The organism is Clostridium sp. UBA6640 (assembly GCF_002455975.1).
Lineage (GTDB): Bacteria > Bacillota > Clostridia > Clostridiales > Clostridiaceae > Clostridium_J.
Window position 1 is genome coordinate 23,205 of the sequence record NZ_DKLM01000131.1, and the last position, 20,663, is coordinate 43,867.

Annotated in this window: 15 protein-coding genes, 1 other RNA gene and 2 pseudogenes; 4 read left to right on the plus strand and 14 right to left on the minus strand. The window is 30.9% G+C overall.

Features of this window, described 5'->3' with window-relative positions; translation table 11 throughout:
• Nucleotides 1-8: 8 nt before the first annotated feature.
• Genes B2W91_RS14370 through B2W91_RS14380 form a run of 3 tightly spaced genes read right to left on the minus strand, consistent with a single transcriptional unit; the run spans nt 9 to nt 3,005 of the window.
• Nucleotides 9-1,022 carry a FecCD family ABC transporter permease gene (locus B2W91_RS14370; protein WP_291582176.1) on the minus strand — a complete coding sequence of 338 codons (1,014 nt, stop codon included), beginning with the start codon at nt 1,020-1,022 and terminating at the stop codon, nt 9-11.
• Nucleotides 1,019-2,047, minus strand: coding sequence for a FecCD family ABC transporter permease (locus B2W91_RS14375; RefSeq protein ID WP_291582178.1), 1,029 nt, complete (start codon nt 2,045-2,047; stop codon nt 1,019-1,021). The genes B2W91_RS14370 and B2W91_RS14375 overlap by 4 nt, the downstream gene beginning before the upstream one ends.
• A 25-nt stretch (nt 2,048-2,072) precedes the next feature.
• Nucleotides 2,073-3,005, minus strand: a complete 933-nt coding sequence (locus B2W91_RS14380) for an ABC transporter substrate-binding protein (RefSeq protein ID WP_291582181.1) — start codon at nt 3,003-3,005, stop codon at nt 2,073-2,075.
• Nucleotides 3,006-3,328: 323 nt separating this feature from the next.
• On the opposite strand from B2W91_RS14380, the gene B2W91_RS14385 reads away from it, so the two are divergent.
• The gene (locus tag B2W91_RS14385; protein ID WP_291582183.1) at nt 3,329-4,297 is read left to right on the plus strand and encodes a helix-turn-helix domain-containing protein; all 969 of its coding nucleotides are present in this window, start codon (nt 3,329-3,331) and stop codon (nt 4,295-4,297) included.
• Nucleotides 4,298-4,339: 42 nt separating this feature from the next.
• On the opposite strand, the gene B2W91_RS14390 is transcribed toward B2W91_RS14385, so the two are convergent.
• Together B2W91_RS14390 and B2W91_RS14395 are read right to left on the minus strand one after the other, a co-directional pair.
• Nucleotides 4,340-5,230 (minus strand): ABC transporter substrate-binding protein, encoded by an 891-nt coding sequence (locus B2W91_RS14390; protein WP_291582185.1) that lies wholly within the window; start codon nt 5,228-5,230, stop codon nt 4,340-4,342.
• A 667-nt stretch (nt 5,231-5,897) separates the two neighbouring features.
• Nucleotides 5,898-6,533 (minus strand): GNAT family N-acetyltransferase, encoded by a 636-nt coding sequence (locus tag B2W91_RS14395; protein ID WP_291582188.1) that lies wholly within the window; start codon nt 6,531-6,533, stop codon nt 5,898-5,900.
• A gap of 835 nt (nt 6,534-7,368) precedes the next feature.
• On the opposite strand from B2W91_RS14395, the pseudogene B2W91_RS14400 reads away from it, so the two are divergent.
• Nucleotides 7,369-8,603, plus strand: a pseudogene (locus B2W91_RS14400) (IS256 family transposase).
• A gap of 236 nt (nt 8,604-8,839) precedes the next feature.
• On the opposite strand, the gene B2W91_RS14405 reads toward B2W91_RS14400, so the two are convergent.
• From B2W91_RS14405 to B2W91_RS14415, 3 genes are all read right to left on the minus strand, one after another.
• Nucleotides 8,840-9,793, minus strand: a complete 954-nt coding sequence (locus B2W91_RS14405; protein WP_291582190.1) for a nucleotide-binding protein — start codon at nt 9,791-9,793, stop codon at nt 8,840-8,842.
• Nucleotides 9,714-10,985: a hypothetical protein gene (locus B2W91_RS14410; RefSeq protein WP_291582193.1), complete on the minus strand. Its 1,272-nt coding sequence runs from the start codon at nt 10,983-10,985 to the stop codon at nt 9,714-9,716. Before B2W91_RS14410 ends, B2W91_RS14405 begins: the two co-directional genes overlap by 80 nt.
• A gap of 253 nt (nt 10,986-11,238) precedes the next feature.
• The gene (locus B2W91_RS14415) at nt 11,239-11,439 is read right to left on the minus strand and encodes a hypothetical protein (protein WP_291582196.1); all 201 of its coding nucleotides are present in this window, start codon (nt 11,437-11,439) and stop codon (nt 11,239-11,241) included.
• A gap of 161 nt (nt 11,440-11,600) precedes the next feature.
• Between B2W91_RS14415 and tnpA the strand changes: the two are divergent.
• A pseudogene (tnpA, locus tag B2W91_RS14420) lies at nt 11,601-11,981 on the plus strand (IS200/IS605 family transposase); the annotation flags it as partial.
• A 198-nt stretch (nt 11,982-12,179) separates the two neighbouring features.
• On the opposite strand, the gene B2W91_RS14425 reads toward tnpA, so the two are convergent.
• From B2W91_RS14425 to B2W91_RS14450, 6 genes are all read right to left on the minus strand, one after another.
• On the minus strand, nt 12,180-12,347 hold the full coding sequence (locus B2W91_RS14425) for a hypothetical protein (RefSeq protein ID WP_291582201.1): 168 nt from the start codon (nt 12,345-12,347) through the stop codon (nt 12,180-12,182).
• A gap of 555 nt (nt 12,348-12,902) precedes the next feature.
• Nucleotides 12,903-13,724: a TdeIII family type II restriction endonuclease gene (locus B2W91_RS14430; protein WP_291582202.1), complete on the minus strand. Its 822-nt coding sequence runs from the start codon at nt 13,722-13,724 to the stop codon at nt 12,903-12,905.
• An 88-nt stretch (nt 13,725-13,812) separates the two neighbouring features.
• Nucleotides 13,813-14,898, minus strand: a complete 1,086-nt coding sequence (locus tag B2W91_RS14435) for a DNA cytosine methyltransferase (RefSeq protein ID WP_291582205.1) — start codon at nt 14,896-14,898, stop codon at nt 13,813-13,815.
• 643 nt (nt 14,899-15,541) lie between these two features.
• Nucleotides 15,542-15,872: a transfer-messenger RNA gene (gene ssrA, locus B2W91_RS14440) on the minus strand.
• 327 nt (nt 15,873-16,199) lie between these two features.
• Nucleotides 16,200-16,667 (minus strand): SsrA-binding protein SmpB, encoded by a 468-nt coding sequence (gene smpB / locus B2W91_RS14445; RefSeq protein WP_291582207.1) that lies wholly within the window; start codon nt 16,665-16,667, stop codon nt 16,200-16,202.
• Nucleotides 16,668-17,099: 432 nt separating this feature from the next.
• Nucleotides 17,100-18,725, minus strand: coding sequence for an ABC-F family ATP-binding cassette domain-containing protein (locus B2W91_RS14450; RefSeq protein ID WP_291582209.1), 1,626 nt, complete (start codon nt 18,723-18,725; stop codon nt 17,100-17,102).
• 1,393 nt (nt 18,726-20,118) lie between these two features.
• On the opposite strand from B2W91_RS14450, the gene B2W91_RS14455 reads away from it, so the two are divergent.
• Entirely contained in the window at nt 20,119-20,532 is a 414-nt protein-coding gene (locus B2W91_RS14455) for a RidA family protein (RefSeq protein ID WP_291582210.1), read from the plus strand.
• Nucleotides 20,533-20,663: the final 131 nt, after the last annotated feature.

The following is a 20,663-nucleotide window of genomic DNA, read 5'->3' on the forward strand; positions in this document are numbered from 1 at the left end:
AAACCTCCTTAATTTGACTTTACTAATAGGTATAAGAAGTAAGGTGTAGTTAATACAGTAATAATAATTCCTGTAGGAACATCCGTTCCAAGACTTATAGTTCTAGTAATAGTGTCTGATAATAGAATAATTATTGAGCCTACTAAAGATGCAGTGGGAATCAATAGTTTATGATTTGAGCCTACAAACTTCCTTGCCATATGTGGAGAAATCATTCCAACAAAAAAGAAGTTTCCACCTAAGGCTACACTGCCTGACGATAGAGCAACAGCTGCTACAGCTAGACCTATGAATTCTCTCTTTACTGCTACTCCTAAGCCTGTTGCAGTTTGATTACCAAGGTTTAAGGTATTCAAAGTACGAGATTTATACAGTACATATAAAAATAGAATCAATATCCAAGGTGCAAGAATAGAAATATACGTCCAATTGTCTCCCCAAAGACTTCCTGCACTCCATCTTTGAATAAAATCCATCTGTTTTTCATCTAGCTTTAAAGTAAGCATCATGGTAACAGCACTATATCCACTTCCAACAGCCACACCTGTCAAAATTAATCCTGTAGGTGATATGCTTTTTCCTTTTTTATATGAAAGTAAAAATATAAGCACTGCTGCTGTCATTCCACCTATAAAAGCTAAAAGTGGGAGAGCAATAGCTGAGGATACACTATCTACTTTAAAAATAACTACAAACAATAATACAAATAACCCTGAACCAGAACTTATTCCCAAAGTTCCAGGACTAGCCATATCATTTCGAAGTAAACTCTGCATTACACATCCAGCTGTTCCCATACCAATACCTACAAGAATAGTTAATACAATACGTGGAAGACGAAAATCATATACTATAAGATTTTGTTTAGCTGTACCTTTTCCAATAAGAACATTAAAAACTTCTGAAGGAGAGAGATTCATTTTACCTGAGTTCACACTTATTACTGCCACAACTAACAGAACAATGGTAAGTACCAAAATAATAGTTAAGCCACGTGAAACTGAATAGCCCTTTTTCTTCATTCGAATTCCCTCCTTTGCTTCCTTGTAAGATAAAGAAAATAGGGAACCCCTATTACAGCAAAAATAATTCCAATGGGAGTTTCATAAGGCTTATTAATAAGCCTTCCAACTAAATCTGCTACCACAGTAATCAAAGCTCCATATAATCCTGAAGCTGGAATTATGTATCTATAATCTACGCCTATAAGGTAGCGGACAATATGCGGTACTATTAATCCTATAAAACCAACAGGTCCAACAACAATTACAGAAAGCCCTGTAAGTATTAGAACAACTACAGTAGAAATAGCTTTAACCTTCTTAGTATTAAGTCCAAGACCTATAGCTGCATCATCTCCAAGATTTAAAAGAGTAATTGAAGGTGATATAACAAGAGCTGTAATTATGCCCACAATAAAGAATGGGAAAACTATAGCAAGTTCACTCCATTTAGCACCTGCTGTTCCTCCAGCAGTCCAATAAGCCAAAGCATGCCCAAGTCTATATTTAATAGAAAGATATTGACTAAAAGCACCAAATAACATTGATATAGAAATACCTGCTAAAACAAGTCTCTGTGGTTTCATGCCTCCTCTGCCAATAGATGCAATAAAATAAGTCATAGCTGTAGTAACAGCTGCACCAATACATGCAAAAATCATCATCTGTCCATAACTTCCACCAGGTAAAAATGCCATACAAAAAGCTATAGCAAAAGTAGCACCACTACTTATACCCATAAGTCCAGAATCAGCAAGAGGATTTCTTGTGGTTCCCTGCATTATAGCACCACATATGGAAAGACTTGACCCAACAATTATATTAGCTGCTATACGAGGAAGTCGGAGAGTTTGAATAATCTGGTGTTCAGTTAAAGAAGAGTCAAAATTAAAAATTGCTCCCCAAGCCGTGGATAAACTCATATCAGCAGCACCAAAAGAAATTGATGCTGCCGACATAATCACCAGCAAAACCACCCCTGCAATCATATAGATTGTAAAATTCAAAGCCCCTAATTGTCGCTTTTTATTATAGGTATTTTGCATATTTATTTTCCTTTCTTAATTAGAATTATTTAGCTAATGAATTTATTGCATTAACCATATAGTCAAGTTGCTCAGTAAGACTTGTAACATCAGAATAGAAGAAAGGTCCTGCATAATTTCCTGGAATTTCTACAACCCTGCCTTCTGCAACAGCAGGAATGCTTTTCCAAATTTCTGTCTTTGCATAATCAGACTCTTTACCTTCTTGCTTAAACCATAATATATAGTCACCAAAATACTCATGAGCTACTTCATAGCTTATAGATCCGCGTCCTTCTCCTGATTTTTCTATAAGTTCTTTAAGCTTGTCTGGATATTTAAGTCCAAGATATTCATATACTAAAGTACCACCTCTAGAACCTGTCTCATAATATAGTCCACTCCACTCACCAGTAGCTCCCCAGTCTTCCAGTATGCTGAAAGTTTTCCCTTCAAAGGTATCCCCTTTAAAAGTTTTCTTTGCATCTGCAAGTTTTTCTTCAAAATTAGAAACTGCCTTCTCTGCTTCAGCCTTACGTCCTGTAGCTTCTCCTATAGTTTTTATACGTTCAAGAGAATTCATATCTCCCTCTGGAATAACAAGAATTGGAGCTATTTTGCTGAATTTATCAAAGTCTGCCTCATCATATGTAATAATAAGATCTGGTTCCAAATTCATTACGTCTTCCGGCTCCCACTTTTCAATTTTTGTAGAGGCTTTAAGAGTATCATAAAAAGGCATACTTTCTTGTTCCCAAGCATTATATCCAACTAAATTTAATCCTAAAGTAATAACATCTCCAACATACCAATTAGCAACAACACGCTTAGGATTAGCAGGAACTTCAATCTCCCCTTTCACAGTAGATATAGTACGAACTGTTGCTTCTTCCTTCTCCTCATTTTTAGATGAAGAGCAGCCAGCAAAAATCATAGTAGTCATAAGTATTGCACAAAATAGTGACAAGAATTTTTTCATTTTATCCCTCTCCCTTATAAATATCTTATATTAATCAAATAGCACTAACGCCTGAGCTATATACAAATGTAAGACTAGTCTAACTTTTTAAAGCGTAGCATTTACAAATTTTCCTGTCAACATCTCAAAAATGCCCTTTTTAGAAGTCATTTTCTATTAAAATAAGAGTAACTTATTGTTTTATAACAGTTAAATGAAAACACTTCTCATCATTTTGGATTGTAATTTAAATAAAATGGATTATGTTCTTATTGAAAATTCTTCTCAATTGATGCTATAATATTGTTACTTTAAATCAAAGAAAAGAGAGAGGTAAAAATTTTATGGATGAATATAATGATTCTTCTTGGAGTGCTTTAGCAGATAAATATAATTTTGTTAAAAGGACCTATGGTAATGGACAGATTTATGATTTTCCTCCTCATTGGACAAATGGATGGATTGCAGAAATAAATGCTGCTAAAGGATTATTTGTTTCAAGTGCTTGGTTTACCCCAAGCGAACAGATAGTACATACAATAAATTCAAGTAAGCCTTTTATGATTATCTTTTGTATTGACTGTGGAGAAATAGTCTATTCACATCAAGGAAAAAAGAGACAAGCTCTTCCTCCAATAACTAATTTAATTGTTAACCCTCAAAAACAATTTACTTTTACTTTCTCTAAAGACGTACACTATTGTTTTACTAGTGTTTTAATTTTTGATGACTTTATAAAGCCTTTCCTTAAAGATCGCACCCATGCACCTAAAATCAGTGTTCAGGATGCAAAGCATTGGAAAACTCAACACTACAATACTCCTGATATAATGCTTATTTTAGAGCAAATTAGATGGGCTGTAAGAAATACAGACATGCCTTTACTTGCTTTTGAGGGGATGACTTTGCATCTTTTATCTGCAATTACTAGAAACTTTCCTGATATTCCTAAAAGAAGAAGCAGCCGCCGCCACTATGTTACTTGGGAAAATGAGCAGAAAATTTATCAAGTTAAGAATAAGATTGATGAAGATATTTTAAATCTTCCAACTACAATTGAACTATGCAGAATAGCTGGAATGAGCGAAAGTAAACTTCGCGATTCTTTTAAAAACCATTATGGAATTCCTCTTTATAAATATATTCGAATAGAAACCATGAAAAGAGCCATGCAGCTCCTATCTGCTGACCATCTAAGTATTCGTGCCATATCTGAACTATGCGGATACAAAAATCCAGCCAAATTTGCTGCTGCCTTTAAAGCTGTTCATGGAATAACTCCTAGTGATTTTAGGAAATCTTTTAACTTATAAAAAATTAAGATACTTATATGCTATAAGTATCTTAGTTTTTTACTAATTTTCTAGTAATTTATTCATGATATAATCTAACTGTACCCTAGATGAGTAAATATCAATGTCAAAAAATAGTGTAAAATCAACAGGTATAACATGTCCTTCCTTAACAGCCGGAATTGATTTCCAAACTGAATTATCCTCTAGTTTCCCAACTTCTCCACTAAATATTATATAGTCTCCAGCATAATCCTTAATTGATTCAAGAGAAATCTCTCTATGTTGATCTTTTCCTATAATTTCATTCTGTATAACATCTAGTGCTTTAAATCCTAATTGGCTGTAAATTAAATCGCCTCCACGTCCCCATTTATCACCATATACCCAAATGCCTCCATTTTGACTACCTTCAAAAATACTGAATTTCTTATCCATAATTCCTTTGGAAGCTAATTGTTCCTTTGCATCACTTATCTTTTCTTTAAAATCAGATAGAACCTTTGAGGCTTCTTCCTTTTTATTAAGAACTTCTCCTAAAAAGGTTATTCTCTCCTCCATGCTAAGGTTGGTGAAAGGAATATAAACTGTAGGGGCTATTTTAGAAAACTCATCAATTTTTTCTTCGCTTACAACAAGAATCAGATCTGGATCATATTGCATTATTTCTTCTGGTTCAAACTTTTCCCATATCGGTAAGCCTTCTACTTCTTTTTCATAAGCTTTACCCTCTGCATTATAAGTAGCAACCGGTTTAACTCCTAATGCCAAAATGTCACCCATCCCATAAGTAATAACAACTCTTTTTGGATTAGCAGGAACCTCAACATCTCCTCTTACAGTACTTACAGTACGAACAGCTTCCTCTTTAGTAGTATCTTTATCTGAAGAACAACCAGCTAAAATTAAAGTAGTCATAAATATTATACAAAATAATGACAATAATTTTTTCATTTTATATCTCTCCCTTATAAACATCTTATTTTTAACCTAAATAACGCCTGAGCCCCACTATACGAAAATGTAATACTAGTCTAACTTTCAAAAGCGTAGCATTTACAAATTCTCCTGTCAACATCTCAGAAATCCCCTTTTCAGAAGTTATTTTCTCTTAAAATAAGAGTAGCTTATTGTTTTATAACAGCTAAATGAAAATACTTCTCATCATTATGGATTGTAATTTAAATAAAATGGATTATATTTAAATTGAAAAACCATACCTATAGACATACCAATTCCAAAGTGTACTTTTTCAATAGCTACCTTTAGGACTTATTGTTCGTATACAATTTTTATGGTACGACTCATTATTCTTAACTCTAAAAAAATAAATAACCCTGGACAATGCATTCCTGTATTGTCCAGGGTTTCATGGTGGAGGCGCGGGATCACCTTCTTCCATTATTTCTAATGGTGCTGACTATATTTTGAACCTAATTCTAATATAAATATCTTAGATTATTACCAAATATTAGACTCTATACAATGAAAGCAAAACTAAAGTTATTTTCCATATAGATATTAGAAGCAGGATAATTATACTTAAAATAGTTAATCAAAGATATGAAGTATAAAAACTGATGTTGATAACATTAAAAAAGATAGGTATAAGTCTCTCTTTTTACATATCTCGTAGCATTTCTTCATTTTGATCAACGACTACTCTTGATATTTTTTTTTCTATAGCTTTCTTATTTTTATCGCTGTAATGCCCTTTCTTATTATATCTCCTATTTCTAAACACCCTTTCTACTATTAATGATTTTCCATCTAACTTTTTCTTTAAAATAAGTCCATACATTGAAGTTAATTTTTCTCCTCCCTTTGAGACTGTATGGGCAATTATTTTTTTTATTTCTTGTCTAGATTTTAAGAGATCTGAAAAACCAAAATTAACAAGTTTCTTCCCTACCTTAAATTTTCTGTATTTTGGATCTACAATTATGGAGTCCCAATAAATATATTCCCAAACTTCGTCCTTTGAAATTATATTTGATGGGTTTATTATATCTTTATCAATTCCACCAGCTTTTATTTTTTCATATGCTTCAAGTGTTATAGGAATTACTGAAAAATATCCAACTATATTATTTCTTGAATTTCTAACAACATATATTATATCGCTATTCTTTTGGAGCCTTTTTTTATAATCCTCTACAGAAATAAGATATTTATCGCTATAAGTTATAGAATCTAATAGATGAATTTCTTCTATATCCTTTTCTGTTTTTACTCCCTTTTCGTAATAAAGTTTCATACTTCCTCCTCTAATTTAAAATTAAACTAGTTTATTATTCGCTCTTATAAATATTTTTATACAAACTAAAGATTTTTTGTTTTAATATATCATCTTAACTTTTACTGTATAAAAAAATTAAAAAAATATTGATATTAGAATAGTTCTAACCTTTAAGATGATTCTATATTCGAATTTTATTCAATTACTTTAGAGAACTCTATTTATTATTTCTAATAAAAATAGGATTTTCGATAACCTGTTTCCTACTAATTAAAAATAAATTTTGGGGAATAACAATGGATTTTTATAATAAGCCAATAGAAGAAGTATTAGAGAAAACTAGAACTTCTTTTAATGGTCTAACAGATGAAGAAAGAAAAAAAGATTATTAGAAGTATCTATTTCTTTGACAGTGATAATAAAAAGCTCTTTATAATCACTCCATAGCTTTAAGGTTTACCAGGAAGAGTAGCCATTATGTAGAGAATAATTATTTAAGTATAAATTTATCAAAATTTTACTGTGTGACTCACTGATTTATCGGTAAAATATTATAATGTATAAATTGCATATTCATAAGAAACTAATATAGTAAATAAGTAATAAAGGGTGAGGATATGACTGATACAGAAAGAGCCTATATAGCAGGAATAATAGATGGTGAAGGTAGCATTATGCTAACAAAATTTCATAATAATCAATACCCAGCTCCTTGTATTAGTATAAAATAAAAAATTCACCATACTTCTATGGTGGAGGCGAAGGGTGGCTCTTAATACCCTCGACCAAGCCTGTGAAAAAAACTCTGTAAATTACAAATAATAACAGCTTTCTATGATAAAATTAAAATATCATGGGAGGCTGTTTTTTATGGGTAAAAGAAAGACTAAGTGAAGGGAAAAAGAACATTATTACAGATTTAATTAAAGAATATAACATCCAATCTGCTGAAGATATTCAAGAGGCCTTGAAGTATCTACTTGGAGGTACCATTGAGAGTATGCTTGCAGCTGAAACGGACAATCATCTAGGTTATGCGTCATACGAACGTACAGATAGCTCAAATGCAAAAAATGGAAAGAAACAAAAACTTATTCGTAGCAAATATGATGAAATGGAAATCGATGTACCACAAGATCGTGACTGCTCTTTTGGGCCAAAGGTTGTTAAAAAGAGACAAAAAGATATTTCTAATATTGAAGATAAGATAATTGGAATGTATGCCAAAGGCCTTACAACCCGTCAAATTTCAGATCAAATAGAAGATATATATGGTTTTGAAGTTAGTGAAGGAATGATTTCTGATATTACCGATAAGTTATTACCAAAGATTGGAGATTGGCAGCGCGACCACTTTCTCAAGTTTATCCAATAGTTTATATTGATGCTGTACAGTTCTCTGTAAGGGATGATCATGTTATTAAAAAGTTGGCTGCTTATGTTATTCTTGGGATAAATGAAGAAGGAAAAAAAGAAGTTATTAGTATTCAAATAGGTCAAAATGAAAGCAGCAAATACTGGCTTAGTGTACTAAATGAGTTAAAAAATAGGGGTGTAAAAGATATTCTAATTCTCTGTACATATGGACTTTCTGAAATTAAAGAGTCTATTAATGTAGCTTTTCCTAATACTGAATATCAACGATGTATAGTGCATCAGGTTCGTAATACTTTGAAATATGTTGCTGATAAAGATAAAAAAGAATTTGCTGCAGATCTAAAAACTATATATCATGCACCGGCTGAAGAGCAAGGACATGCTCGTATGCTTGAAGTTGCTGAAAAATGGCAAGGACACTATCCTAATGCAATGAAAAGCTGGTCAGTTAATTGGGATGTTATAAGCCCTATACTTAAGTTTTCTGCTGATGTACGTAAGGTTATATATACAACTAATGCTATTGAAAGCCTTAATAGTACTTATCGTAGATTGAATCGTCAGCGAAGTGTATTTCCAAGTGACACTTCTTTGCTTAAAGCATTATACTTAGCAACTTTTGAAGCCACAAAAAAGTGGAGTTTACCTCTTAGAAATTGGGATAAAGTTTATGGAGAACTATCCATAATGTATGAAGGAAGACTTCCTTAAAGCTTATGGCTAATATAGAAAAACACACCCGTATTAAGTGTGTTCTTGACATATAATTTATTTACTATTATATTAAAATTAAGGCATGGTAAATATATCATGGCATCCATGCCTTCAAAATAATTATCATAGAAAGCTATTTACAGAAATAATTTCACACACTCATATTTACACAAGTTACCAAATTCATGATAACTTATGTCAAGTATTAGAATACTACAACTAATTACCAAAAATTACTCTTTTAATTGTTTTAAAATCTTTGTAACTACCGGACCTAACGCTGCCAGTAAATTATTATCTGATCTATTTGCATCATAATATCCAGGAGTTATCCCAGTCAAATCTGACGGAAGGTGGAAATCGTATCCTCTTGGTATTATGTAAAAAACATTACGTTTTTCAAGCATTCCAATGGCTAGCCCTAATTCAAATACTACATTATCTCTTACCACACTAACTGTTTCCTCTCTTATCTTTGCAATATCAGCAGGTGTGAATATGAATACAGCAGCATCCATTCCTTTGATGCTATCAAAAAGATCATCAATGGTATTGCTGGAAAGCTTGAATATCCCTTGGCTCCAGACAGTAGGCTCCGCATTATATTCCAATGCTTCTTGAAGAGAATACGCTACGTCTAAATCTTCTCTGGAACTACCTATAAAAATTTTAGGTTTTTTTATTTCATTTTCTTTTTTTGTTTGTTCAATCATAATTTCACTATAATCCTCCATATATATAACATTATTCACTTTTGAAAAAATATCTGGCTTATCTTTTAATAGTAAATTCATCGGATCTATCACTTTTTTTTGATGTAAAACCTTATCTTTAAAATATTCAAAGCATTCATCCTTCAATACATAGATCAGTTCTCCATTTTCAATATGCCGTTTCTCTATGGTTCTTTCACACTCTACACAACATGTCTCATCAGAATCTCCATCAAGATATATTGTATTTTGAACCCTGCACTCTCGACATTTCACATTTATTTTTATGAATGCGAATTCATATTTATATAAGCTGTGAAAAAAGTTTGTACTTTCATTTATATCCGAGTTCGTATCTTTTGCAAATTTATAAGGAGTTATATTATATAGTAACTCAATTGGCGCATCCTTTATCCAATTTTTGAACTTTGTCAGTGTCTCCTGATTCAATTTCTTCATATTTTCCCAAAGCATATTCAAATTCTCCTTGATTATAGTACCTGTAGAAAAAAACGAACATATATTGCGGACTTGACATATCATATTTTACTCTTATTATTTGGGTACCATTATACCATATTACATTTGCTTCCATTACTGCCTTTACATTATCTATTGTTCTCCTCAATCCCATGAAAGCATCAGAATCATAAATAGCCCTAGTGTAGTTTTCTCCAGAAAGAATAGCCTGTAAATTTATACCATCACTAAACTTTAAATATGTGATAATTCCATCCACACCTTCCAGTTTGTCCTTAATATTCCTATCATATAATATATCGGTAATAAGCATATGATCTATTAGCCTGTCTATGTTTTGCTCTAGGTCAAAAATATTTTTTTTGCTTTTTTTCTTATCCCAGTTATCTATATTTAATTTTTTAAGTAAATCCGCACTTAATTTTTTTATAATCGGTCCAATTTCCTTAGGCTTACTTTTACACATTTCTGTAAATATTTGATCCACCAAATACGTCATCATTTTGTAAAGGTTTTCTTTATGATGTACAAATATTTCCACACATAACCCTAGTAGTTCTATAACCTTCTTCGAATATTTGTCTTGTAGCATATCATACTTTTGGTTATCATCAACCATTTTATCTTTTCTAGCCACCCTTATAACCATTATTTTTTTCTCTACATCAATCTCAACTGGAATAAAGCTATGTTCATACGTTGGAGGAGCTCCTTTAATGGTATATCTCCCAACTCTTTCTGAAAAAATAAAATGTATTTTTTTTACCTTTCCTGTAGTTTTATCTTTTAAGATTTTAAATAATGGCAGTGCTTCTATGGATTCTCCATGTATGAAAAAATTCATTGCTATATAATTCACATCACCACTACGGACATTATATGTTTTGCAAACAGCATCTATCACCTCAGTCTCTGATTCGAGATTAGTTACACACGATGAGAACTTCCTTATATAATTTGCTTTCTGTTTTCCATAAAACAACTCTTTATACAAAAATTCGTTCAAATTTTCTCTTTTTATCTTCCCTTGATTAACCATATCGGATATAAATTCTTCTCTTCCCTTACCCATTTTTGCATATTCAGTAGTCATTTTTTCCTTTTTTATGAAATCCCCTAAAGCCGTTTCACCAATATTTTTTGTTATAGACTTCTGCAAAACAAATATTTTTTCACTTACACTCATAACAATTCCCCTTTTTGTCTAAAACTGTAGCAAATTGATTGATTATATTCTATCATAAGTTCCTGGAAATTGGTATCTTAAAAATAAAAGCTAATATTTGTTACTGGTATCTATCAGTATAACTTATACTTTTTAAATATATAAGTTTTAATAAAGTTTCTACATTCTAGCACATAGCGTGTCTATAGTTTGAGTGGGAAGTTTATTTATTGTATTAATAAAGTTCTTTACAGCATTTCTTACCTTATCTAAATTAGCAAAACACATTGCTAACCACTGATGATTTTGCCCATCTCAATAACCTCTCTATCAAATTTAGTCCTGAGCTATATTTCATTTCCACTCCAGCTAATACGCTTAATTCATAATTTTTTATATAATTGACTCCAGCATGGGATTCTACCTCCTCCATTTCGGCTATTGTTTTATTAGTAAAACCTTCAATATGTTTCAATTACTAAGCACCTTTTATGCATGCTTACACTTTTAGTTTTCTTTAATGTCTGTATAATGGGGTTAAATTCCTCGGCCTCCAGCCAAAACCTTTAGGTCAACCCGGGCAATAGTGCATTTATAAGTACTAGCAGTGAGAAAATAATGCTAGAGGTGATATAAATGCAAAATTATAGACAGTCTGCTCACGCAACATATGATTTAAAATACCATATAGTATGGATAACAAAGTATAGAAAAAAGGTTTTAGGTGGGCAAATAGGGGAGAGAACACGAGAACTGATAATACAAGTATATAAAAATAATAAAATAGAAATAATAGCAGAACATGTATCAAAAGATCATGTGCATCTACTGGTATCAGTTCTGCCACATCTGCCAGTAAGCAAAACAGTACAATATATAAAAGGATATAGCTCAAGAAAACTGCTAATGGAATATAAGGAACTGAACAAGGAGTTTTGGGGACATCATCTATGGGCAAGAGGATATTTTGCAGCAAGTAGTGGTAATGTGACAGACGAAGTTATAATTGAATATATAGCAGCTCAAGAAATAGATGGGTTACAGAAACAACGGAATCATTTTAAGCTGCTTCAGCAGCAATTACACCCCACCTGCTTCAAGCGGGTGGTAGTTGAGTTATCCTTGATAGTAAATAGCTTTCTTTATCATCTTTGCATTTCCGTGTTTCTACAAATAAAAAACCTTAATTATGACTTTGTAATTGAGGCTTTTTAGTCAATAATATAATTTATTAGATTTTGTAGTTTTAGCTCTAATTGAACTGTCAATGTTATTATTGCATAGCGTTAAAGAATTAGTATACATTTCGTCATTAATATATATTATCTTATCTACGTATTCATCCATAACATTATCACAGTCAATATAGATTTTACCCATCATTTCTTTAAAGCCTTCTTTTTTCTCTACAACTATTACATAACCTCCATCATCTTTGTATTTTCTATTTTTTCCATACTCTGACTCTAATACTTTTAGTATTCCTAAAACCGTTTCTTGTACCTCCTATGACATTGATTTAATCTTATCCTTTTCTTTTAAATAAGTTATTCCTATGATTAATATTACCTCTTTTATAATAAAAAACTCCTATCTGTATACTTAATATACAAGTAGGAGTAATTTTTCTTTTATATTAAACTTCTATAAAACTCTACTATTGATTTATCATCATTAACTGATAACTTTATTTTTGCATTGTTATATCATAAAAAACCTTTTTCTTTAGAATATCTCATTGCATCTTCATATGCTATTCTTAGAACGTCTTCTAAATTAAAGTCCTCATCTGTATAACAGTTATTTCTATCATTCTATTAAAGAAACTTTGTTATTCTTAATCTTATATTATTTTCATCTAATATACCACTTCATCACATTAAAAATACATAATTAACTCTATCTTTAATAATTATATATTTAAACTTCTTTTAAATGCTATTTTATGCCTAGATATTCTGTTTTAATCCTTGTTACATATTCTTCCCCAACTATATTGAAAATATCTAATAACTCATCATATGTTTTGTCATCTTGGCCTATCTTATTCCAGAGTTTCTTACCAATTAAAACATTTTCATCATTATCCATGTCAAAAAGTTTGTACGGTATTGCGTGTGCTGTCTTGTAAATCTTACTTTCTCCTGCTGGATTATATGGTAAAGCAAAATACGCTTCTACATCTTCTGCTGTCATCAATCTTAACATATCTTTCTTTGCAGTTTCCGTTTGATCTAAATTAGGCTTTACCGTCTTTAAAGAATAGTATTCTTCTTGTCCATCTTTTCTTTTTATATATAAATCGAACAATACATTTACATCCTGATATCTTTCTATTTCTAATTCTCTTAAAATATTTAGTTCTTCCTTTATAGTCTTTAGTTTGATTAAGCTATTATTTCTCTTATTCTTTGAAGTATTCTTTTGTTTTCTTTGCTTTTCTAATATATTATCTATTTGCTCCATTTGCCAAGTGTTTAATCTAATTGACCTGGCATATTGATTTTCAGCGATAGCCCCTGAACCTTCAGCTATAACTTTAGCAATCTGTTCAAAAATTCCTTGGCCTAATGATGTAACAAATGAACGTTCAAATTTTGAACCTTTCCATACTTCTATTGGCACTAATCTATATCCAAAAGGATTTTTATTTTTTATTTCATTTTCATTAAATGGTTCTTGAATTGTTCTTTTTTCTAATATTCTCTTCATTACTTCTCTTAAATGTGATTCTATTTTATTTCTAGTTTCAATGTTCATAAAATTACCCCTCATCCCTGTTATTACAATATAATTCTATTATACATTAAAACTATTAAATAGTATAAAAAAGTAGAAGAATATTCTTCTACTTTTCCAATATTTCTATTAATTTACTTCCTAATATTTTCGCTAATTCTACTGGTACTGCGTTACCTATTTGCGTATATTGATCATTTATAGTCCCATTTAAAATATAGCCTTTAGGAAATCCCTGTATAGCTAAATATTCTTCTATACTTAATGGTCTATCTTCATATGGATGCCCTATGTTAGTACTTTTTTGTATAGGCGATGTTAATAATGTTGGACTTGGCTCATTAGCTTTTATTCTTCGGAAATATCCAGTCTTGCCTCCTCCGGATTTAAATGCCCCTCCCATTGCTTTCTCAACAATTGATTCATCTAAATCTCGCCAATTACCTCCGCCCACTGGTATTAACTTCATATATTTTAATCGTTCCCCTGAATATTTTACATAGTTATGGTTAATATCACTTAATTGGTTTAATATATCACCCACTGTATTAAATGGTTTGCCTGAATTGCTGCCGTGAGTTATTTTAGGAAACTCATATATCTTGTTTAAATCCTTCCTTATACCAATAAAAATTACTCTTTCTCTTTTCTGAGGAACTCCATATTCAGCTGAATTTACTACTTTATATTTAACATTATAATCCTTAACTTGATTTAATAAATACTCTAATGCACTACCCCTCTGCTCTTCTCTCTCTAAAGGTGGAAATTCAGATCCTCTTTCATTTAACGGTCTATGTTTTAATGGGGCTGAAAGCAACCCCTTAACATTTTCTAGTAAGAATGCTTTTGGTCTAGTTTCTTCCACTAACTCTACAAACTTAAGCATAGCTTTTCCTCTATCATCAGAAAAAGCTTTCCTTTTCCCAGCTGTACTAAAGCTTTGACACGGACTACCTCCAAAGATTAAATCTATTTCTTCATTATTTGATAATTTTGCATCTTTATAAATTTTCTCTTTAGAATATTCCATTATATCCGCATTCACTACATTAAAGGTAGGATTATTTATTTTTAAAGTTTCGCAGTACTTTTCTTCTAATTCTACACTTAGTCTTACATCAAAACCAGCATCATGTATCCCAATATCTAACCCACCAGCCCCTGCAAAAAACGAAATAGCTATCCTACTCATAGTTACACCTCACTAATATTTTCACTTAATAAGTATATCATTAAATGTCGAATTGGTCCAATACTTTTTTTATATCTTATATTATACAGAACATAAGTTCTTATGTAAACGCCCCGCTTGTCCGTTTCATTTTACTTTTTTCGACAACTAAGTAAATTTATAATTTCTTATAACCTAAATAACGATATTAACTTCTATTGATACCTTCATCATATCTCAAGCAATATTAATATCTTCTACAAACCATTTACATTATTTTGTTTACATCATTTATAGTATAATTCACTCAAAATAATTCTAATCTCATACATAGGAAAAACCCTCGACTAATCAAATTAGTCGAGGGTTTCATTGGTGGAGGCGAGGGGACACCCTCTTCCATTATTTCTAATGGTGCTGACTATATTTTGAACTTAATTTATCTTAAGTTCCTTGGCGTATTATGAAAGTTGTAGTTTAGTTTGTAACTTCCATCCTAGTACTTCTTGCTAACTTAGTTGTTAGATTAGAAGCCTATGAGTCGATACAAGGCTGTTGAGTTTCCTCACATACCTCTCGGTATTGCCTTCACCGTCACGTGTTAAGGTTTCACCGATAAAGCCAAGTTTTCACTTTGAGATCACTCTCAAAGGCGACTCTTTCACGAATCGAACCCCTGTCCGAAAGCCATCACATCTAGGCATCTCCGAGTGCAGTTGGTATTTTAACATTCCCTCCAGTGAACCCCTACCAACCAGGTTTCACTTTCAGTAGCTTCATAATTTCCGTTTCTAGGTCAAAGCTTTCCTAGACTCGGTTCACCGCTGTCGGCGCCCTATCCTAAGCCGCGGTACTCAAAGGTAGAACGTAGCAGACTAAGCTGCTAATGCAAAATTATCTTCTGCGTTTATCTTTATTCCCGTAGTTTTTTAACGCGGGCCCACAGGCTCCCTCGACTCGCTTCCCAGGTGCCACGTACCCCCGTCGAAACCAAGTACGCCCCCATGTTATGTGTTTTTTTAACGCAGTCTATATTTAATTTTTATGATGTATACTTATTTTATAGCAATTAATATGCTATGTCAACCTTATACAATTGAGAATGGAAAATTGACAATTGACAATTGATGTTGAAATTAATTGTGATCAATTAATTTCTTTAATCGATTTAGCTCAAAACTTCTATTTTTAAAAGAGAAGTTTTTATAATTGTCCATAGCCAAATTTCAATTGTGCAAGTTGTAGCTTGCATAGATTATGATATATGATTTCAATGATTATATCAAGCTGAAATTCATGGATAGACTAGAAAGGTTTATTAATTATTTATATTTCTCCTTCATTTGTCTATCTATATCTCTTTTAGCAGCCTTTTCAAGCATTGCATCTCTCTTATCATAGTCTTTTTTACCTCTAACTACTGCTAGGTTTACCTTAACTTTGCCATCCTTTAAGTATAGAGATAATGGCACAAGGGTATACCCCTTTTGAGCAGTGTATCCTAAAAGCTTTTCAATTTCATATTTGTGTAAAAGTAATTTTCTTTCTCTTAATGGGTCTTTATTGAATATGTTGCCCTGTTCATATGGACTTATATGCATATTCTTTATAAAAACTTCTCCATTTTTAATGTCTGCATAACTATCTCTAAGGTTTGCCTTTCCTGCTCTTATAGATTTAACTTCTGTCCCTACAAGAGCTATTCCTGCTTCCATAGCTTCTTCTATAAAATAATCATGTCTTGCTTTTCTATTTTCAACTAATGTTTTGTTTCCTAATTTCTTTGCCATTTCAACACCTGCTTTTAAATGTTCTTTAGATAATAATTATATAACTCCTACTATTTTTTGTCAATTTTAAAAAATTACTGTAAAACCAACTTGTGGCAATTAAGAATTAAGTATGAAGAATTAAAAATTAATGATGAAATTAGTTTTAGTGAAACTAATTTCTTTAATAGATTTTTTACTAGCAATTTTATTGCTATCTTTTTTATTATAAGAAATTACTTTATAACTCGAAAAAAGAAATCAATTTGTGATTTCTCCCACAAAGGAGAAATCTTCATAAATTCTTCATTCTTCATTTTTAATTCTTAATTTATATAGTTTCTCCATTAATGTTGGTTTAAATTTTTGGATATTGTTCCGAATTATACTGCACCTCAGGGGAACCCTAAAGGGCTTCACTACTGTTCCCNNTCTTCATTTTTAATTCTTAATTTATATAGTTTCTCCATTGATGTAATCGTCATAGTTTCCCTTAATGCATTTTACTCCTTCTTTTGTAAGTTCCATCACTTTGTTTCCAATTTTATTTATAAAATATCTATCGTGAGATATAAATAAAATTGTGCCTTCATAGTCCTTTAAAGCAGACTCTACTACTTCCTTACTCTGCAAATCTAAATGGTTTGTAGGTTCATCTAAAAGTAGTAAGTTTGCTTCTATAAGCATGAGTTTAGACAGTGCTACCCTTGATTTTTCTCCACCACTTAAATCTCCTATTTTTTTAAATACGTCTTCACCTGAAAATAAAAATCTTCCTAATACTCCGCGTATTTTACTTCCTTTCATAGTAGGAAAATCATCCCACACTTCTTCTAATACAGTATTATTAGGATTTAACTTTTCATGCTCTTGATCATAGTAACCTATATGGATATCTTTGCCCCAATTAATTGAACCATGCTCTAGCTGTAAATCTCCTATTAAAGCCTTTAATAATGAAGTTTTTCCTACTCCATTAGGCCCTATTAATGCCACTCTATCTCCTCTTGTAAGGTCAAAGCTTAAATCTTCAATGAGTATTTTTTTATTTTCCCCTTCACCTACAGATAAAATACCTTCTTTAAGCTCAAGCACTTCTTTATAAGATTTATTCTTAATTTCAAAGTTCATATTAACCTTTTTTAATTCTCCTAGGGGCACATCTATTTTTTCCATTCTTTCTATAACTTTTCTCTTATTTTTAGCTGCCTTAGAAGAAGTGGCTCTTACTATATTCTTATCAACAAAAGTTTGAAGTCTTTTTATTTCCTCCTGTTGTCTTTCGTAATTTTTTATATGAAGCTCTTTCTCCTCTGCTTTAAGCGAAACATACTTTGAGTAGTTGCCAGTATATCTCTTGGATTTTCCTCTTTCTATTTCATATATAACAGAAACTGTAGAATCTAAGAAATATCTATCATGAGAAACTATTAAAACTGCACCTTTATAACTTTTTAAATAACCTTCTAACCAATTTAAAGCTTCCAAATCAAGATGGTTTGTAGGCTCATCTAACATCAATAAATCTGGCTCATTTAAAAGTATTTTTGCTAATGAAAGCTTTGTTTTCTGTCCCCCACTTAGCTTTGAAACTTCAATATTTAAATCAAAATTTTTAAATCCAATTCCATTTAATATGGTATTGATTTTCGCTTCTATTTCATATCCACCTTGCATAACAAAATAATCAGTTTTAGATGAATATTTCTTCATAACTTTTTCTAACTTTTCATAATCTTCAATAATTTCTTGTGATGACATAAGTTTTTCTAATTGTCTTAATTCCTTTTCTACATTTAAAAGTTCATTAAACACAGAAAGCATCTCCTCTTTAATAGAGTTTTCTAAACTCAAACCACTATCTTGCTTTAAATAAGCAAAGGTTTTTCCTCTAGATTTTATTATCTCTCCTTCATCATGTGAGAGATCTCCATAGATCATTTTTAATAGTGTAGATTTTCCTGCACCATTAACTCCTATTAAGCCTATTTTTTCTGACTCTTCAACCTTTAAATTTATATTTGAAATTAAAATTTCTCCATTAAAGCTTTTTCCTATATTATTTAATTGTACTAACATTTTAACCCTCTCCTATTGCTCATTTGATGATTTTGTAACCCATTTAAATATCTAAAATTTGAAGATACTTAATTTTAAATGGCTAAAAACCTAGGTCCGTGGATTTTTAACCACCAAATGAGCTAGCTAGATGGTTTTAACGTCTACTTCTTCATATCTTTTCACAATTTTCACCTCCTTATCTATAGATATACTAACTCTAAATCTAATCTATCTCTGAGAATAATTAACGCTTATTGGTATTGCCACTAAAACTACTAAATTCAAAATTCACAATTCACAATTCACAATTTCGGATATTTCTCAGTGATAACTGAGAAATTTAGAATTGATTAGCCGTAGTAGTAAACACTAGCAAATGTAGCCTCTCCATAGCATTAGTGTATTGTTCCAAGCTATACTGCACCTCAGGGGAACCCTAAAGGGCTTCACTACTGTTCCCCAGAGGTGGAAAACTATCAAATGTATTGCTAGTTAAAAAATCCATTAAAGAAATTACTTTGATCAAAAATAATTTCTACCTTAACGTTGAGTTGTAAATTGAAAAACTCAAAGGTGTAGTTATATTTGGCTATGCATTAATTTCTAAGATAGTCTATCTATAGCAATATTAAAAAAGAAAAAAGGTCATGGATTAATCCATGACCTTTTTTCTTATGTACGTAAATTACAGATGTATATCGCTTTTAAAAGCTAATATATAATATAAAAAGTCACGGAACTTTATTTTGCCCGTGACATTTATAATCACAATAACAATTTAACTCTAAATTATTGTATTACAATTAAAGCTCATCGGGTCGCTATTTTTAATTCCATTTAATATTGTATTTTTAGTTGTTGTTAGTCTTATAGCTAAATTTGCAATATTTATCATATACTTGCGACCTCCTTTTTTTAATCATAATATTTCACTTAGTATTATACCATTTTATTAAAATTATAACAATAAATATTTAAAATTTTACATATATCAATTAATATTCACAGTAAAATGTGCCGTTTGTATCTATTTTTCATAAATTTTTCTAGCTATAAATATATATTATGAAAATCTCTCATCCATAGTAATAAATTAAAGCGTAGATATAATTTATTGACTATTGAAAATTTTTATGTTAAATTAACAAATATTAGTATACTATTACTAACTATAAATTTAAGGGAGGGTATTCAAATGAAAAAAAGATCAATAAAGACTTTATCTTTCGGTATTGGATACTCGACTGCTGTTTTCTTTTAAAATTATTGGGTAAGGGATAACTATGCCTAATTATAGGTATTTGCGCCTATTTATTCAAGTATCAATAAAAGAAAATAGTTAGAATATGTTCAAAATGATTTGATATTAAATTTGCTTGAACATTCTATTAGATTTAAAGGAGTAATAGAGATGAAGAATAATATAAATAATAATGAAAAAGTAGTTACAAGGTTAAACCCATCAAAATATCCGAAGCCAGTTGGCAACTATAGTCATGTAACACGTATTGCTAGAAATGCCGAATGGTATAGCTTTTCTGGACAGATTGGAATTGATATTAATGAAAATATTCCAGAGGATTTTAATGAACAAGTTAAAAATACCTTAAACAACATTTCTAATTTGCTAAAAAGCCAAAATTTGTCGCCTGAAAATGTTGTAAAAGTTAATATCTGGGCAACTGAAGAAATTGATTGGGATTACTTTGATGATTTATGGAACCATTTATTTAATGTGCCCTCACCATCAATGACAATTGCTTATATTACAGCATTAGGGTTACCAGAATTAAAAATCGAAATAGATATTTGGGCAGCTAAATAATAAATAAGTATAAATATTAAAATAATCTGTTTTTAAATAGTATTGATAATATATAAATTTTTAAGGGAAGTCACTTTATTTGTGATTTCCCTTAATTTGCATTTTAAGAATATTATATGCCATATGTTATA

What these genes read in the sequence shown, in the direction of transcription:
- B2W91_RS14380 (WP_291582181.1), bottom strand. Translation starts at nt 3,005, where the DNA reads ATGAAAAAATTCTTGTCACTATTTTGTGCAATACTTATGACTACTATG.
- B2W91_RS14385 (WP_291582183.1), top strand. Translation starts at nt 3,329, where the DNA reads ATGGATGAATATAATGATTCTTCTTGGAGTGCTTTAGCAGATAAATAT.
- B2W91_RS14390 (WP_291582185.1), bottom strand. Translation starts at nt 5,230, where the DNA reads ATGAAAAAATTATTGTCATTATTTTGTATAATATTTATGACTACTTTA.
- B2W91_RS14395 (WP_291582188.1), bottom strand. Translation starts at nt 6,533, where the DNA reads ATGAAACTTTATTACGAAAAGGGAGTAAAAACAGAAAAGGATATAGAA.
- B2W91_RS14450 (WP_291582209.1), bottom strand. Translation starts at nt 18,725, where the DNA reads ATGTTAGTACAATTAAATAATATAGGAAAAAGCTTTAATGGAGAAATT.
- B2W91_RS14405 (WP_291582190.1), bottom strand. Translation starts at nt 9,793, where the DNA reads ATGCTTTGGGAAAATATGAAGAAATTGAATCAGGAGACACTGACAAAG.
- B2W91_RS14430 (WP_291582202.1), bottom strand. Translation starts at nt 13,724, where the DNA reads ATGAACATTGAAACTAGAAATAAAATAGAATCACATTTAAGAGAAGTA.
- B2W91_RS14410 (WP_291582193.1), bottom strand. Translation starts at nt 10,985, where the DNA reads ATGAGTGTAAGTGAAAAAATATTTGTTTTGCAGAAGTCTATAACAAAA.
- B2W91_RS14435 (WP_291582205.1), bottom strand. Translation starts at nt 14,898, where the DNA reads ATGAGTAGGATAGCTATTTCGTTTTTTGCAGGGGCTGGTGGGTTAGAT.
- smpB (WP_291582207.1), bottom strand. Translation starts at nt 16,667, where the DNA reads ATGGCAAAGAAATTAGGAAACAAAACATTAGTTGAAAATAGAAAAGCA.
- B2W91_RS14455 (WP_291582210.1), top strand. Translation starts at nt 20,119, where the DNA reads ATGAAGAATAATATAAATAATAATGAAAAAGTAGTTACAAGGTTAAAC.
- B2W91_RS14370 (WP_291582176.1), bottom strand. Translation starts at nt 1,022, where the DNA reads ATGAAGAAAAAGGGCTATTCAGTTTCACGTGGCTTAACTATTATTTTG.
- B2W91_RS14375 (WP_291582178.1), bottom strand. Translation starts at nt 2,047, where the DNA reads ATGCAAAATACCTATAATAAAAAGCGACAATTAGGGGCTTTGAATTTT.
- B2W91_RS14425 (WP_291582201.1), bottom strand. Translation starts at nt 12,347, where the DNA reads ATGATGGGTAAAATCTATATTGACTGTGATAATGTTATGGATGAATAC.